Genomic DNA, 16949 nt, shown 5'->3' with positions numbered 1-16949 from the left:
AAGTACTTCAAGAAAGCGTTTCAAGACTATTGCGGAGTTAAAAAAAACAATAATTTGCTGTTTTTTCTGTTGGTACAATTGATGATTCTTTACGTATTAAAGAATATATCTCATTTTAAACGATGAATAACCTCATGCGCACATTCTTATCAATCTTTGCCTTTGTATGCCTGATGTCGGTTCAGGCTTGGAGTATAGAGCCTTTTTTACAGGATTCAACCTATAAGCAGCACCTTAATTTGACCTATGGCCCTGCCGAGGGCAATGGCAACCTGTTAGACTTATATCTACCTGTTAATCATTCAACTAATACGCGTCTGATTGTTTATGTACACGGTGGGTCGTGGAAATGGGGTAGTAAAAACGATTTTCCGAAAATGCTCATTAACACACTTACTGCAAAAGGTTATGGGCTTGTGTCGCTCAATTATCGTCTGTTGCGTGAGGGTAACAACCGTTTTCCTGTACAAATAGAAGACCTGAAAAATGCTTGTGCTTTCCTGACAGCCAATGCTGCCAGTTATGGGTATAACGGAAACGAGTTTGCACTATTAGGGGTGAGTGCTGGTGCGCACTTATCCTTATTATATACTTATAAATATGATAAGGGGAAACAGATAAAAACTATTATCGATATTGTTGGCCCCACAGACCTCACAGACAAGGCTTTCAGAGAAAACCCATCGGCAGGAAATATTATTAATCAGTTTCTGGGCGATACTGACCCTAAAGCTCAGATTGCCAAAGATGCTAGCCCTATTTATTATATAAATAAAGATACCGCCGTACCTACTATTCTGTTTCATGGTGAAAGCGATGAACTGGTACATGTGGGTCAGGCTAAGGAATTATATAAAAAATTACAATCGTTCGGTATTCTGTCACAACTGGAACTATATCCTAACGAAACCCATGAAATGAAAAAAAGCCTTCTGAATATTTATACCAAACTTGGTATCTGGTTGCAGAAAGTGTATCCGGCTCAATAAGTATTTAACGTTATTTTTCGGTAAGGCGGTTATATTTTTTCATGATGGCCTTTAACCTGTCATGTGGAATACCGAAGTATTTATTGCCATTAATACCTTCCATGTCGTCGGCAGCTACTAAAGCATTGATAATAGCTTCTTCGGTAGCTTCAACGGTAGCTTTAAAAACGGGGTCAAGATGCCACTTCGGAAGTACCCGCCAGACTTCCTCTGTATTATCCTTATTATATATAGGCAAGGCTGTCGAAAATGCCAGAAAAATCTCGCCTGAGCCATGATGCGAAAACGTGCCTGTACGGGCAATACCATGGGTTACTCGTTTCGTAACTAGTTTCAGTTGGTTGGCTAATAAGGGGGCATTGGTTGCTACAATAGCAATGATGGAACCATCTTTTCTTTTATCCTTATTTATAAGGGGCATCAGGTCCTGAATTTCTTTGCCCACAGGCACGCCTGCAATGGTTAGTTCGGTACGCCGGCCGAAATTAGCCTGCACAAATACTCCGACGGTATATTGTACCGAGTCAATCATAAATACTCTCGAAGCAGTGCCGCTACCACCTTTGAAACTATACAGTGCCATGCCTGTACCACCGCCCACATTGCCCTCAGGTATTTTGCCGCTTTTGGCGTGGTTTAAGGCATCCCACACGTGTTCTTTTTTTACATGAAAACCATTAATGTCGTTCAGAGCGCCATCCCATGTTTCTCCAACCACCGGAAGCCCGAAAGAATAATCGACAAAATCTCCCTTCGAGAATTTTTTAAAACACCATTCTCCGATTGCATCCTTTACTATACCTACACTATTAGTGTTTGTAATGCCAATGGGGCCATAGCCCATGCCAAAGTCATCGATTGATGGAAGGCCCGTTAACTCCCCATCCCCATTGAGCGAAAACCAAGCTGCCGGATAGCTGGTATCTGTTTTGCCTTTAGGGAGAATTACAGTTACGCCTGTTCGTACGGGGCCTTTGCCCGTTTTTAACTCACCCGAACCGCTGATAAGCGTATGGTAACCTACTTCTACACCCGGCACGTCAGTAATAGTATTGTTGATGCCTGTTATGCCATCAAAAGGAATGCCTAAATCTCTGGCGCGGGGTTTTTGTGCCATTGCCTGAAATGATAATACAGACAGGATAATAAATATTTTTTTCATACGGAAAATGAGGATTCTGCTCTAAAAATAGCACAAATGTTATTAGGTTAAAAACATTGCTTTGTAAGGCGTAACAACACCCATAATTTTATGAAACTGTTATTAAAAAGGGGGGCAATTTTAGCTTAAAGTTAATAATTCAGGGGTGTGCGTTTTTTGAGGATTATTTTACGTAATATGCGAATATACTCTGTAAAAATCCTTGTATATTTATTTCATAATTCAACCAGCTGTAAAATTCCTATAAAACTTTGCTGATTTTTGACTGCATTTGGGTGCCATTTTAATTAATCATTTTACTTTTTAAAGAATAAAAACTGGCAGCATTTTTTACTGTAACGATATAATTATAAGAATTTTGAATTGGTATTATTGAGAGAATATTTTGCATTTATTGACGATTACAAGCATACTCTTTTTATATATTTTTTTTGACCCACTATCCTTACTTTAAGCTTACATCATGGAAGCATTAGATAACATCATTACTAAAGTCGCCGAAGGAGATAGCACGGCTTTTACAAAACTATACAATTACTATAAAGAGCCGGGTATCCGGTTTTCGATGGCCATTGTGAAAGATGAAGAAGAGGCCGAAAATATGCTGCATGAAGTTTTTATTAAGATATGGAATCGAAGAGACCAGATTAACCCTGAATTGAATTTCAATTCTTATATCTTCACTTGTTTGCGGAATATGGCTTTCGACTACCTGAAAAAAATGGAAAGAAACCAGCTTATGCAACAGCAATATATGCAGTTAATGGAAGAAGACCATTCAGGGAACTCAGACACCGAAGAGGCTAAGATAGTTTTGTTACGCAATGCGATGAATAGCTTACCGGCTAAACGTAAAATGATTTTAAAGCTAAATGTTGAAGACGGGAAATCGTATCAGGAAATTGCAGAAATGATGCGAATCTCGAAAAACACTGTTAAAAACCAGTTAGTTAAAGCCAAGCAATTTTTAAGAGGCAGTGTAGACCTGGCACTAGCCCTCTGAAATAATTTCCTCTATCAATAAATATTATATAATCATTATATAAACAGAGTAGTACATTTTGCCAATTCAAGAGTAATTCTGTAAAAATTAAAAACTAGAGTTACAATTCAATCTTCACTTTTAAAAAAACATATTATGAAGTTAAACTTTACTCTCCGAAGCATGCTTAGGGGTTTGGTTTTTTATGGATTCCTGCTAGGAGTTTGCGCTCCTTCCGCCTGGGCTCAGACCCGGACGGTGACAGGTAAGGTAACCTCCAAAGAGGATGGTTCGGCCATGCCCGGTGTAAACATTGTATTAAAAGGTACACAAAAAGGAACAAGTACAAATGCTAATGGTAACTACTCTATTGAAGTAAGTGGTAGCAATGCAGTACTTGTACTTTCTTTTGTAGGTTATGATGCTACTGAAATTGCCGTAGGCAACAGAAGCATTGTTGATGTAGAAATGAACGTAAGTTCTGAAAGCCTGAAAGAAGTAGTTGTAACAGCCTTAGGTATTAAACGTGAAGAAAAATCGTTAGGGTATTCTGTCGGCAAAGTTGACGGTAAAGATTTAAGCCGTATTACTAACGAAAACGTATTGAATGCCATGTCGGGCAAAGTTGCAGGGGTTGCTATTAACTCTACTGGTGCAACGGGTTCTTCGGTAAGTATGGTTATCAGAGGAGCAAAATCTTTGAGCAACGACAACCAACCATTGTTTGTAATAGATGGTGTACCGATTATTAACACACTTAATAACGTAGGGCAAATTGGTGGCGATAACCGCGTTGACTACGGTAACGCAATAGCTGACCTTAACCCTGATAACGTTGAGAGTGTATCAATCCTGAAAGGACCAAGTGCTGCTGCACTTTATGGTTCAAGAGCAGGTAATGGGGTTGTGATTATCACTACCAAAAACGGTTCAAAAGCAAAGAAAATGACTGTGAATCTGTCGACAAATACAGTTTTTGATATGCCGTACAGATTCCTTGATATGCACTCTAAATTTGCTACTGGTATTTTACCATTTACACCAGACAACAACCCATATCCGGGTGGTGTATTGGTAATTGATGAAGGCTCGGCCGGTGGTGTAGGCCCTGAATTGAACAAAGGCTATAAAGCCATTCAATGGAATAGCCCTAAAGATGCAAACGGTAAACAAATACCTACTGATTTGATTTCTCACCCTAACAACGTAAGAGATTTCGTACAAACTGGTATTACTACTACCAATGGTATTTCAATTGCTAACAGCAACGATTTCATGAACTACCGCATTGCCTACTCGAATATGACTAACCGTGGTATTATTCCCGGGGCAGACCTTTTCAAGAACTCGTTGGCTATTGCTACTGCTGTTAAATTGAGCAATAAGATAAGACTAAGCTCTAACATTGACCTGAGCCGTAACAACTCAAACAACCGTCCTGCGGGTGAAAGAGGTGCTAACCCATTACAATGGGCTTATGCGGTATCTCCACATATTGATATTAACGAACTGAAAGATTACTGGGTACCCGGCCAAGAAGGGTTGCAACAAAAATCACAGTCGGCTAAGAACTTCAACAACCCTTGGTTTCTTGCGCATGAGGTTAAAAATGCTTTTGAAAGAAACCGTGTATTCGGTAACATGAAGTTAGACTGGCAAATTACTCCTGAACTAAGCGTATTTGGTCGTTATGCTCTTGATACCTACGGTGAGAAAAGAGAAACAAAAATCTCGAGCAGCTACACTGCCGAACCAAGAGGTGCTTATGGTATCAGTAACCTTGCCCGTTATGAACAAAACATTGATATGTTAGCTACTTATAACAAAAGCCTGAAAGATTTCTCTTTCTCGGTTTCTGCTGGTGCTAACGCACGTAATACCAGATATGGCGATGTAACAAGCAAAAGCCGCAACGGTACAGGGTTAATTATTCCGGGCTTGTTTACTTTACAAAATATTGCCCCTGCTAACCTTGACTACACAAGCTATCTTTCAAGAAAAGTAGTTTATAGTGCTTACGGAATGGCTAATATTGGCTTTAAAGATATGGTATATCTGGATTTGACAGGCCGTAATGACTGGTCGAGCACACTACCTGTCGAAAACCGTTCTTATTTCTACCCATCAGCTTCATTGAGCTTATTGGTAAACGAATTATTTACAACTTCGTCGCCTAATCTTAATATGTTGAAGGTAAGAGCCGGTGTTGCTCAGGTAGGTAACGATACCAACCCTTACAGCTTATTAAATACTTTGGCTAGTAACGAAGCATGGAATGGTATTACTCGTTTGTCTAAATCAAGTACTATTCTGTTGCCAGACCTGAAACCTGAAATTTCTACTTCGTATGATTTAGGAGTTGACCTGACCATGTTTAAAAACAAACTGAGAATTTCGGGTACTTACTATGTGGTAGAAAACAGAAACCAGATTATCCCAACCAAATTGCCTCCTTCAACAGGTTATATCTCTAAAAACATTAATGCTGGTTTGTTAGTAAGTAAAGGTACTGAAATCACTATCGGTGGTACTCCGTTCGAGAAAAACGGCTGGAGACTTGACCTGACTGCTAACTTCTACAAAAATGCAACTACTATCAAAGAATTGTCGCCCGGTCTTGACTTCTATACTTTATGGACAGATGCCAAAGGTGGTGCTTGGACTTACGTAGGCGAGAAAATCGGTGATATTTATGATTCAGAGTTAGTAACAGTAAAAGACAAATCGTCTCCTTATTACGGTTACCCAATCCTTGACTCGGACGGTTCTTGGCAGTCTGTAAGTGCAAGTAATTCGCGTAACAAAATCGGTAACTTCAACCCTGACTTTATCATGGGTTTACAAGCGTCATTGTCATATAAAAACTTTAGCCTGAACATGACGTTCGACTGGAGACAAGGTGGTGATTTCGTTTCTCAAACTTATCGTTATAGTGAGTCTGACCTTAAGTCACAACGTTTCCTTGATAACCTGATTAACCCTAATGGTTTAACTGGTGATGCGCTTCGTAATTACCTGATTGATAACAACCTTGTAGTAGTAAACGGCAACAGATTTAACATTGTGGGTGGCCCTACTGCCGAATATGGCGGATTCCCATTCCAATATGGTGGTAAAACTTATATGTATGGCGTATTTAACCCTGGTGTAATTGCTCAATATGACGAAAGCGGAAAAATAATTGGTTATACTGAAAACCTTGGTGGCCCTGGTACTAAAATTATTCCTTATGGTGATAACTATCCATGGGACTTCACAAGAGCCGCTTTATTTGATGCCTCTTTCATTAAACTAAGAGAGATTTCATTAGGTTATGATTTACCAAGTGGCTTTGTGAAAAAACTAGGTTTACAAAATGCAAACGTTTCAGTATATAGCCGTAACATTATGTTATGGACAGCCGCTAAAATCGGTATCGACCCTGAAACAGCATTCCAACCACAAACCGGCGCACAAGCAGGTACTCAATTTAAACAAGGTATAGAAAGATACAACGTTACACCATGGGTTATTCCGGTGGGCTTTAAGCTGGGTGTAACCTTCTAAAAAATCTTAAACTCTGAAATCTAATGAAAAGCAGTTATAAAAAAATTATTGCATTTGTTTTTCTGTTCGCTGGTTTCTTCTCATGTCAGGACCTATCAAAAGTGAACGAAAACCCTAACGGGGTACAGCCAGATTTGGTTAACCCTAACCTAGTATTGCCAACCGTACTGACAGAAGCTGCAAAGCTTTATGTAAACCTTGGGTATCAGGATATCGCAGGTGTGGTGCAACACACGCAAAAAGACGCTTGGTCGTCTGGTCATAACGATTACGACTGGGGTGGTAACCAAAGCTGGACTTCTTATTATGATATTTTGCGTAATAACCAACTTGTATATGACAGAGCAGTAGCTCTTGGCCTAGAGTATCATCAGGGCGTAGCGTTGGTAATGAGAGCCTTTATGTTTGGTTTGATAACCGATTTGTGGGGCGATGCACCTTATAATACTGCCCTTAAAGGTGAATTAGGTAAAACAGAAGATATTCTTCCGGCTTTTGATAGTCAGGAAACTATCTATACAGGTATTCTTGCTGATTTGGAAAAAGCTAACACGCTTTTATCAAAATCAAAAGCTGAGTATTCAAGCATTGTTGATAACGTTGATGTTTATTACAGCGGTGACCCAACCAAATGGAGAAAAATGGCTAACTCACTTGCACTACGTTATTACATGAGAATTTCAGCCAAAAAACCAGACGTAGCGAAAGCAGGTATCGAAAAAATTGCAGGTAATTCGGCTCAATATCCAATCATTACTGCTAATACTGATGATGCCACTATGGGTTTCCCGGGTACAAGTGATGCTACTTCATGGCCTGCTAATGCAGTATATGATGTGTCTGGTAGTAACTACCGTCGTATTAAAATGGCTGCTACGTTAGTAAAATCATTACAGTCATTGAAAGACCCTCGTTTGGCTATATGGGCAAACAAAGTGGAAATTCCATTAGTTGTTGACCCTAAACTTCCTGCCGGAACCGATAAAATTGAAGGAGGTAAAAGATATTTATCGCCCGATAAAGTAGGTAATACCGTAGTTGACACTGACCCTGAGTATGTAGGGCTTCCTACAAGTTTCTCGGCGTTGCCATCGGCTTATAACCTGAACCCAACACCCGGCCAGACATCGTTCAACCCTCATGTTTCGTTCCTGAACGACATTTACAAAGCAGCTACTGGCTCATTATTAAAAGCCCGTTTGATTTCTGCCGCAGAGGTGAACTTTATTCTTGCCGAGGCAGCTTTAAAAGGCTGGGCAGCAGGTGATGCCAAATCACGCTATGAAGCAGGTGTAAGAGCATCATTAACTACATGGGGTGTAGGTGGTACCGCTAATACATACCTTACTAACCCGGGTGTGGCTTATGATGGTACATTAAAACAAATCATTGAGCAAAAATGGATTGCTAGCTGGACAGCCGCTACCGAAGCGTGGTTCGATTTCAGAAGAACAGGTTTTCCTGCTTTAAAAGCTGGCCCTGCCGCTAAACGTCAGGCATTGCCACTTAGATTCTACTATATGCAGGATGAACTGAACATTAATAAGCAAAACGCTAACGCAGCCTTAGATAAACTTGAAATAACTAGTTTCTCACAAGCTGACGGTAAAAATAGTGCATGGTCTAAGCCTTGGTTAGTACAAGGTACTGGTAAACCATGGTAATAAACAAAAGTACAAAATTCAGAGGCGGCATTAAAAGCCGCCTCTGAATTTAATCCCTGAATATTCGACCCCAACTTACTGAAATATGAATCCTATCAGCAAAAAAAAGATATTTAAGATTTTTTGTTTTTTTATTTGTAGTAGTATCCACACAGCTTTTTCTCAATCACATCACCACCCGCACGACCACGCTGTATCATTAAACATGGATGTAAAAGTGCTGTTTCCATCAGCATTTCCCGACCGTATCATCTTAAACCTCACAGCTACGCCTGAAACCTCAATGGCTGTTAACTGGCGTACAGATACCACCATCACCAAAGGTGAAATACAGCTAGCATTGGCAACAGACGGAACACAATTTCTAAAAAATGTGCGTACCATCAATGCTAATACTGAATTTCTGCAAACAAAATACCAGAATGAGCCAGAAGTAAAGGCATTCTACCACGCTGGCATTATGGATAACCTTACTCCCGGTAGCCTTTATGTATACCGTGTAGGGTACGACAAACATTGGAGCGAGTGGTTTCAGTTTCGTGTACCCAAAAATACACCCGATAGACCTATTTCATTTTTATATTTTGGCGATGCTCAGAACGACGTAAAATCTCAATGGTCAAGGGTTGTCAGAGAAGCCTACAAAACCATGCCCGAAGTTTCATTTATGTTACACGCCGGAGACCTCATTAATCGCCACGACCATGATGTTGAATGGGGTGAGTGGTTTTATGCTGGCTCGTATATACATGCAACAGTACCAAGTGTAATGACACCCGGAAACCACGAGTATGGCAAAGGGAAATTATCGCCACAATGGAGACCACAGTTTAACCTACCTGTAAATGGCCCGAAAGGCTTGGAGGAAACCTGCTATGAAGTAAATTATAATGATTTAAAAATTATTTCGTTAAATGCCGAAGAAATCGATGAGTCAGAGCATTTTGCTACGGCACAGGCTAAATGGCTGGATTCTGTTCTGACACATAATCCAAGAAAATGGACCGCCATTACACTTCATTATCCGTTTTATTCAACCAAACCTAACCGTGATAACATCGAACTTCGGAATCGTTTCAAACCAATTATTGATAAGCATAAAGTAGATATAGTATTGCAAGGCCACGACCACGCCTATGGCCGTGGAGTAGTGAGTAATTCGGTTAATGGAGCTAATAATAAAAACCAGAATTCAGGCACAGTCTATGTGGTGTCGGTGTCTGGCCCTAAAATGTATGATGTTTCAAACGACCCATGGATGAGCCGTAAGGCAAGTAATACACAGTTATTTCAGTTGCTGACCGTTCAGGGAGACGAGCTTCTATATAAAGCATTTACTGCCACAGGCGAATTATACGACTCATTTCAATTAAAAAAACGGGCAAATAAAACCAATTTGCTTATTAACAAGATTCCTAAAACTGCCGAGAAAAACTAGTTTTTTGCAGTTTTACATCACTTGAGACAAGAGGTAACTCTTGTCTTTTTTTGTTATATCTGACTAGGATACTTCAAGGCACATAAAAAATGTTTTAGCGGCAATAGTACTTTCTTGTAAACAAGTAGTATAGAAAAAGCAGGTGGTTGAGGTAACAATAAGAGTTTTACTTGATAAACCACCGAATTTTAACCTATAAAAGTGCGAGCTTAGCATTTAAACTACCTATTTTACAATGAGAAAGTATTACTTTACAAGTATCCTGCTTATTTACTGCCTCTTAAATGCCTCTGTCGGTTATGCTCAGACCCTAAAGGTTGGGGCAGCAGTACGTGTAATTACCCCTAATCCTTTATTACCAGTATCCGGTGGAATAGGGACACCTAAACCAACAACCCAGAAAAAAGGAGATTTATTTGCGCGGGCAATGGTTTTTGAGAAAGGTACTACGCGCATTGCTATTGTAAATGTAGATAATCTGGGCTGGACATCTATACTGGGTAATAAATCAAGAGCTTTAATTAAAGGCATTCCGCCTGAAAACATTCTCATTGGCGCAACACATACCCATAGTGCGCCCGATGCTTACGCGTTTCCTGATGCCAGTGGCAAAGCCTCGGCTGATTTGAAATATCTTGACTGGTGTGTGCAACAGATTGCCGATGCAGTAAATGAAGCTATCAGTAAACTAGAACCTGCCTCTTTAAAAATTGCTGTTGATGAAGCTAAGGGGAAAATAGCTTATAACTATTATGCCCCAGCTTTATATGACCCCCGCTGCGGTATTATTCAGGCCATTGCTACCACAGGTAACCGGCAGGGCAAACCAATTGCTACGTTGGTTAATTATGCCGTGCATCCTGAAGTAATAGGTTCAGGTCGTGGAATCTTGAGTCCAGACCTCTGCGGGCCGCTTTATGACCGTATCGAATCTAAAGTAGGTGGTGTTGCCTTGTTTATGAATGGCGCACAGGGAGGAATGGTAACTGCTGATACGCGTCTGGAATACGGAAAAGAAGGAGAGGGGCAGAAAGAAGCCAATACTTGGGAAGAATGTATCAGAATTGGTGAACTATTGGCCGACGAAGCCTTACGCATTGTTGAAAAAGCACCAGTACTCGAAAATCCGAATATTTATTGTGTGGCACGTAAAATAGAATTTCCGGTTGATTCAGAAATAATGCGGTTTATTCTTAAAAACTCACCTTTAAAACATGAGCTTAACAAAAATAACGTTGTAAGTACTCAATTAAACCTCCTGAATATAGGCCCTGCACAAATTCTGACGATTCCCGGCGAGGCCCTGCCTAACATTGGTTATTATGTAAAACGTAATATGTCGACCAAATACCCGTTCTTATTTGGTCTTACGAACGATGCCTTTGGCTATATGTTAACGAAGGTCGATTTCAATAGCTTTAAAAGATACGAGTACGTTAGCCGGACTAGTTTGGGCGAAATGACGGGCGAAATTTATATTGAACAGGCTCTCAAACTGGTAAAAGATAGCCCCAAACCACAGTAAGTATTTAAAACCATCTCTTTTTATTAACATAATTAAAGACCTCATCTATGAAAAGCACGCTGATAAAGTTTATTACCATTTGTACGGCTTTTGTTTTTACATCGGCTTGTATGTATGCTCAGAAGGTTACTCCCGAAACCGCCTTGAAAAGCTACATTAACAACGGCGATAAAAATTTTAAATGGGAAATAAAGGATTCGTTGACGAAAGATAATGTAACGATGTATAACCTTTTATTGACTTCGCAGAAATGGAGACAATACGTCTGGAGACACCAGCTAACCATTTTTGTGCCTAAAAACAAGCAGTATGATGGCGCGCTCTTATTTATTACAGGAGGTTCAAACAAGGAAGAGCAACCCAACTGGAGTAAAGACGATAAACTGTGGCCTTCATTGGCAGGTATGGCAGAAAAAACAAAAGCTATTGTAGCTTTAATTAAACAAGTGCCTAATCAGCCACTTTATGGAGACCTGACCGAAGATGCCCTCATTTCATACACCCTTCACAATTTTAAGCAAGATAACGATTACACGTGGCCTTTGCTGTTTCCGATGGTTAAGTCGGCCGTAAAAGCGATGGATGCCGTGCAGGAATTTGCCAGAAAAAATAATAATTTTGCAGTAAACAGATTTGTGATTTCAGGTGCTTCTAAACGCGGCTGGACAACGTGGTTATCAAGCGCAATTGATGACCAACGTGTTGTAGGTATCGGGCCAATGGTAATTGATATGCTTAATATGCCTGCTACGCTCGACTACCAGTTTAAAACGTATGGTGAATATAGTATCCAGATTGAAGATTATACAAAATTAGGTATTCCGCAAAGTGCTGGCTCTAAAGAAGGACAAGCCATTACAACGATGGTTGACCCGTATTCTTACAGAGCTAAACTAACGATTCCGAAAATTATTTTTATCGGAACCAACGATGAATACTGGACAGTAGACGCCATTAAGCATTATTATGACCAGATACCGGGCAAAAATATGATTCATTATACCCCTAATGCCGGACACGATTTAGCGGGTGGCAAACAAGCCTTTGAATCATTGACTGCTTTCTTTGGTCTAACCTTGATGAATAAAGAATATCCTTTTAGTACTTGGACAACCACTAACGGAAAAGAAGGAGTGGAACTAACTATTAACACACCTCAAACCGATTTGGTAGGTTTAACGCTTTGGGCTACAACGTCGTCAGACCGTGATTTTCGTAATAATCTATGGTTGAGCCACAACCTTAAACTAAACAAGGAAACCCCGCTTAAAGTAACTGTGCCTTATCCTGCAAAGGGTTATGCCGCTTTTTATGTAGATTTAAAATACAAAGACCCTAACGGCGGAACTTACACCGTAAGTACGCGGGTATTTGTTACAGATAACAATAAAATATTATAAAAAGCCAATGGCTTGTAGCAGGCATCTGAAAGTCATTAGCTCAGATGCCTGCTTTAAACAAAATCCCGTATTGCCCTTGTGACTTTTAATACCAACCTGCAATAAGATGGAACGTACTCGTTCAGATTATTTAATGGATAGACTCATTAACAGCAAACTCTCGAAAGAAGAGCTGGAGGAGCTATTGGCGGGTATTGGAGAAAACGAGATGTCGCCGGAATATTCTGCCTTTCTCGAAGAGTATTTTAATCAACTTCTGTTAGAAAACAGTATCACTAAAAATACTGGTACCGATTGAAAAAATACCAAAACAGATTCAAAAATAACTACTACAAAACGTGTTTCGATAACTGAAAAAATCCTTCAAAAGTATCTTTTATTATGAACTTCCGTACTAAATCTCTCCAGATTTTGCTTTTTTCTTTGCCTGTTTTCTTTTCTGCTACCGCCTATCGGGTTGCAGATAATAATGCGAACAATAAAGGTCTGGATTCTCTACAAACATTAAAAAAAAGGTTTCATCTGGGGGTGTCGGCTCATCGTGGAAACTCAAAACTAGCCCCTGAAAATACATTAGCTACGTTTAAATCGGTCTTGGCGATGGGAGTTGATTATATCGAAATAGATGTACGTACTACTAAAGATGGCCAACTCATGATTTTACATGACGGAACTTTAAACCGTACAACAAATGGAGAAGGGCCTATGAAAAACTTTACGTTTGACGAACTCAAAAAGTTGTCGGCAGGAAAAGGGTTCCATGAAACATTCCAGAATGAGCGTATTCCAACTTTGCAGGAAACTACGCAGCTAGTAGCTGACTGGAACAAAACTCATAAAACTTCTACAAATCTTTATGTCGATTGCAAAGATGTTGCGCCTGAACCCTTAGTAAAGGAACTTGCTGCAAAAAAACTACTGAAAGAGGCTGTTTTTTATGGATCTGACGAGTTTTTGCTTTCGCTAAAGAAAATATACCCACAAGCAAGGTTAATGCCTTCGTTAGACAAACCTGAGGAAATTGAAGAAAAAGTAAATCGTCTACATCCTTATGCTTTTGATGTACGCTGGACAATCCTGACCGACTCGCTGGTTAATCAGATTCATCAGAAAAAAGTAAAAGTTTTTTCAGATGTTCTGGGTATTTTAGATAATCCGGTCAATTATAAAAAAGCTACCGACATGGGTGTAGACATTATTCAGACAGATTTCGTAAGAAAAGTATATAGTTCACTCCTGAATTAAAGGTCTTGTGTTTTCAGCATTAATTGTCGGCCTAGCAATATAAGTGCGAAGCCAACAGCCCCAAAAATAAATTGAAGTGGGTGTAACTGTTGTATTAAAATTATCTGAATCACAATCCAGCTAAAAAGTATAGCTCCCTGCACCATTACCAGCCACAGGTATTTTCTTGGCTTAGCTATGATGCTTGCATAGATACCAATACTTGACACTCCATTGAAAAGAAAGAGAATCAGCCCCGGAATAAAGTAATTATTGAAGGGGCTTTTTTGTAGCCACTCAGTAGATAATTCCAGACTGCTCCCGTCAGGATATACCATCAGGTTCCAGCCACCATATAAGGCACTTATGCCATTAAATAGCAAGAGTATAGAAGCAATTCGAGACAAGAAAGATTTCATTAGATAATAAAGAATTATTGATTCGGATAAATCACGTATCAAAATTCAATAAACTGTGCAGGTTATTTTATGATTATCGTCAATCTTAAACCTGATTGAAAACACAGCTACTCACTTTAAGCCATCTAAAGCAAACAGAAATTCAGAAGAGTTAACCAATGTGTGTACCAGAGCGGCATAAAAAACATTGTTAGTTTTCAGGTAGGTATATCCGTAGGCCCATCCGGCTACACTAGCCAGCCCCACAAAAATTACTGAGCCCGCATGGAAATGTACCAAACCGAAAAAAATACTTGTAATGGCAAGGGCAACATAGGTGCCCTGTGGCTGTATTTGCCTTTTTTCAAATATAAAAGCCGCTAAAAATAGCAAAATTGTAATAAGCACCGGAAACCAGAATAACGGCTTATTCATCAGGTAACCAGTTATAAGGGCTAATACCAGAAAAATACCAAAACCCCATTGCCACGATTTATGCCAGCTTGTATAACGTCCTATTTTTTGTTTGAGCATGTTTTGTATCAGCCCTCTGAAATATAATTCTTCAAAGAGGGCGGTACCAATAAAAATTCTGGTAAAATTCCGAAAGACCTCAGGCAAATTTTTAGAAATCAGACTGTCAGTCGCTGCAAGTCTGACAAACCCTCCGGTATAGGCAACCAGAAATACCAGCCCGATGAAGCCAACCCAACAAAGAATGGCTGTTCCAAGATACTTTAAGTTAAATTCTGGGTAAAATCCAATATCTTTAATACCTCTGATAACACCAAAGGCATATACGCCCATCAGCACAATAATTATCTTATATACAGACCCAAAATTAACTCCATTAACGGGTAAGCCTGTGCCATTTTTAAAAGAAATAAGTGTGGCAGGTATCAGGAAAAACAATAGAATAATGAAATCAGACCAGACAACCTGAGTCTTTTTGAATGCCAGAAACCCCAGTACAGGAAACAGAAAAAAGAAAGGAAATAAAGCCGCTGTTCCCTGAAACGGCGAAAACCCATGAGCCCACATATAACTATAAAGCAAGGCAATGAGTATAACAGGAAAAATTAATGATTTCTCTGCTAGGCTATGTGTGTTTTTCTTAATCCACTCAGTTGTAAGAGGATGGCCTGTCGTAAAAAGTAAAAAATACAATACCAATAGATAAATGCCAGCTACCAACAACTCATTAGTGGGTTGTTGGTAGTTAAAATAAAGAAATATCCCGAATAATAGTATGCTCAGGCTTGCACCTGTAACAATTGTGTGTAAATACTTCTTCATCAGCATGGCAGTTATAATTATTTACTGGTTTCTTCAATTACTTCTTCTCCAAACCTTTTGTGACTCCCTTTAAGTTCTCCGTGCGATTGCATAGCAATAAAAGCTAAAACAGCAATAATAATACAAACCCCCATGGTATTTATGAGCCATTTACGCTCCTGAATGGGCCTGTCGCTGAAGATAGGCTGTGTTTGCTTCATTAATGCAATAATTGCTATCAGGTTTAGAATATAAAGATATTGTTCAATCCGATAAGTACTTATAAATGCGCCTGTAATAATTAAGCTAAAGATAGTATATAGTGCCAATTGTCCTATAAAGAAGGTTGCTAAATCCTGATAACTGTAATTTACAGTATTAGCTCGACCGAAATAATACTTATATAGCCATACCACACTCATAATTAAAATCAACACTAAGCCGCTCCACTCGGTTATTGCAAACAAATTACTACCGTCGGGCACATTAATGTTGATGAGCGTTTCGTAAATGCGTTTGGTGTCGAACGATTGTTGCCATACAACAAACGGAATAATCAGTACGAGCATAAGTAGCGGAAATAATTGAGATGATTTTTTTGGTTCACTTTCCGAAACCTCCCACGAGGACGTAAAAGTACCATAGGCCATGCCCAAACCGCCAAAAAAACCAATCGAATACTCCATTACATTCCAGAAATTGAATTTAATGCCCGATACGCCCCCAAGCACTTGCAGAAAGTTCCCGAACGCAAAACCAAAGCCTGCCCCCAAACCTGAAAAAGCAGCCAATCTTAAAGCAGAATATTGCTTATGGCGTACCATAAACCATGTAAGTGCAGCAGCCATACCCAAACAGGCAGCCCATAATTCAGAACGGGGTGGAGTCATAAACCATTCAAACTCCATGATAATAAAGAAGTAGAACATTACCCCTCCGATAACCATTTCGACAATGAGGTTAACCCATTTAACCGGATTTTTAGCATTACTTGCCAGCGATAACCCGAATAACCCCCCACCGATGAATCCATATAATCCACCAATCACAAAGAGCATCATCAAACCATAATATACATTAATAAAGTCGGATGCCCTGCCGTAGCCTACTACTATTCCATAACTCATAATGCCTCCAATACCCCAACCCAACGCACCAGCCATAGTGGCACTAAATAGCTTGGTGTACCAGTCGGTTCGTTTTGCTACCAGCAAAACACTCAGGCAACCAATAGCACCAGCCCAAGAGGCACCATGCTCATGCCCGAATTGCCCACGAATAGCCCATGCAGTGCCTAACGAAAGGCCCACCACCAGCATACTTAAATATAATTGTCTGTTTTTCAT

At 39.7% G+C, this 16949-nt stretch carries 13 protein-coding genes; 9 read left to right on the top strand and 4 right to left on the bottom strand.

Features of this window, described 5'->3' with window-relative positions; all coding sequences use genetic code 11:
• Positions 1-122 precede the first annotated feature (122 nt).
• The gene (locus tag WAA15_RS08630; RefSeq protein WP_337042326.1) at positions 123-989 is read left to right on the top strand and encodes an alpha/beta hydrolase; all 867 of its coding nucleotides are present in this window, start codon (positions 123-125) and stop codon (positions 987-989) included.
• Between the two features lie 10 nt (positions 990-999).
• Here WAA15_RS08630 and WAA15_RS08625 read toward each other — a convergent pair whose 3' ends face one another.
• On the bottom strand, positions 1000-2151 hold the full coding sequence (locus WAA15_RS08625) for a DmpA family aminopeptidase (RefSeq protein WP_337042325.1): 1152 nt from the start codon (positions 2149-2151) through the stop codon (positions 1000-1002).
• A 463-nt stretch (positions 2152-2614) separates the two neighbouring features.
• Between WAA15_RS08625 and WAA15_RS08620 the strand changes: the two genes are divergently transcribed.
• The 8 genes from WAA15_RS08620 (at position 2615) to WAA15_RS08585 (ending at position 13951) form a co-directional block, all read left to right on the top strand.
• A complete protein-coding gene (locus WAA15_RS08620; protein WP_337042324.1) occupies positions 2615-3154 on the top strand; it encodes an RNA polymerase sigma factor in 540 nt (179 codons plus the stop codon).
• 135 nt (positions 3155-3289) lie between these two features.
• Entirely contained in the window at positions 3290-6679 is a 3390-nt protein-coding gene (locus WAA15_RS08615) for a SusC/RagA family TonB-linked outer membrane protein (RefSeq protein ID WP_337042323.1), read from the top strand.
• A gap of 23 nt (positions 6680-6702) precedes the next feature.
• Positions 6703-8343 (top strand): SusD/RagB family nutrient-binding outer membrane lipoprotein, encoded by a 1641-nt coding sequence (locus WAA15_RS08610; protein ID WP_337042322.1) that lies wholly within the window; start codon positions 6703-6705, stop codon positions 8341-8343.
• A gap of 85 nt (positions 8344-8428) precedes the next feature.
• Positions 8429-9781, top strand: a complete 1353-nt coding sequence (locus WAA15_RS08605) for a metallophosphoesterase family protein (protein ID WP_337042321.1) — start codon at positions 8429-8431, stop codon at positions 9779-9781.
• A gap of 235 nt (positions 9782-10016) precedes the next feature.
• Positions 10017-11306 carry a hypothetical protein gene (locus WAA15_RS08600; RefSeq protein WP_337042320.1) on the top strand — a complete coding sequence of 430 codons (1290 nt, stop codon included), beginning with the start codon at positions 10017-10019 and terminating at the stop codon, positions 11304-11306.
• Positions 11307-11353: 47 nt separating this feature from the next.
• Positions 11354-12706 (top strand): PhoPQ-activated pathogenicity-related family protein, encoded by a 1353-nt coding sequence (locus WAA15_RS08595; protein ID WP_337042319.1) that lies wholly within the window; start codon positions 11354-11356, stop codon positions 12704-12706.
• A gap of 106 nt (positions 12707-12812) precedes the next feature.
• Positions 12813-13004 (top strand): hypothetical protein, encoded by a 192-nt coding sequence (locus WAA15_RS08590; RefSeq protein ID WP_337042318.1) that lies wholly within the window; start codon positions 12813-12815, stop codon positions 13002-13004.
• An 83-nt stretch (positions 13005-13087) separates the two neighbouring features.
• Positions 13088-13951: a glycerophosphodiester phosphodiesterase gene (locus WAA15_RS08585; RefSeq protein WP_337042317.1), complete on the top strand. Its 864-nt coding sequence runs from the start codon at positions 13088-13090 to the stop codon at positions 13949-13951.
• Here WAA15_RS08585 and WAA15_RS08580 read toward each other — a convergent pair.
• The 3 genes from WAA15_RS08580 to WAA15_RS08570 form a co-directional block, all read right to left on the bottom strand.
• Positions 13948-14349: a hypothetical protein gene (locus WAA15_RS08580; protein WP_337042316.1), complete on the bottom strand. Its 402-nt coding sequence runs from the start codon at positions 14347-14349 to the stop codon at positions 13948-13950. The genes WAA15_RS08585 and WAA15_RS08580 overlap by 4 nt on opposite strands.
• Before the next feature lie 111 nt (positions 14350-14460).
• Positions 14461-15624: a CPBP family intramembrane glutamic endopeptidase gene (locus tag WAA15_RS08575; protein ID WP_337042315.1), complete on the bottom strand. Its 1164-nt coding sequence runs from the start codon at positions 15622-15624 to the stop codon at positions 14461-14463.
• A 17-nt stretch (positions 15625-15641) separates the two neighbouring features.
• Entirely contained in the window at positions 15642-16949 is a 1308-nt protein-coding gene (locus WAA15_RS08570; RefSeq protein WP_337042314.1) for a hypothetical protein, read from the bottom strand.

It is taken from the genome of Emticicia sp. 17c, assembly GCF_037153985.1.
GTDB lineage: Bacteria > Bacteroidota > Bacteroidia > Cytophagales > Spirosomataceae > Emticicia.
This window is presented reverse-complemented; position numbering and strand designations above follow the sequence as displayed.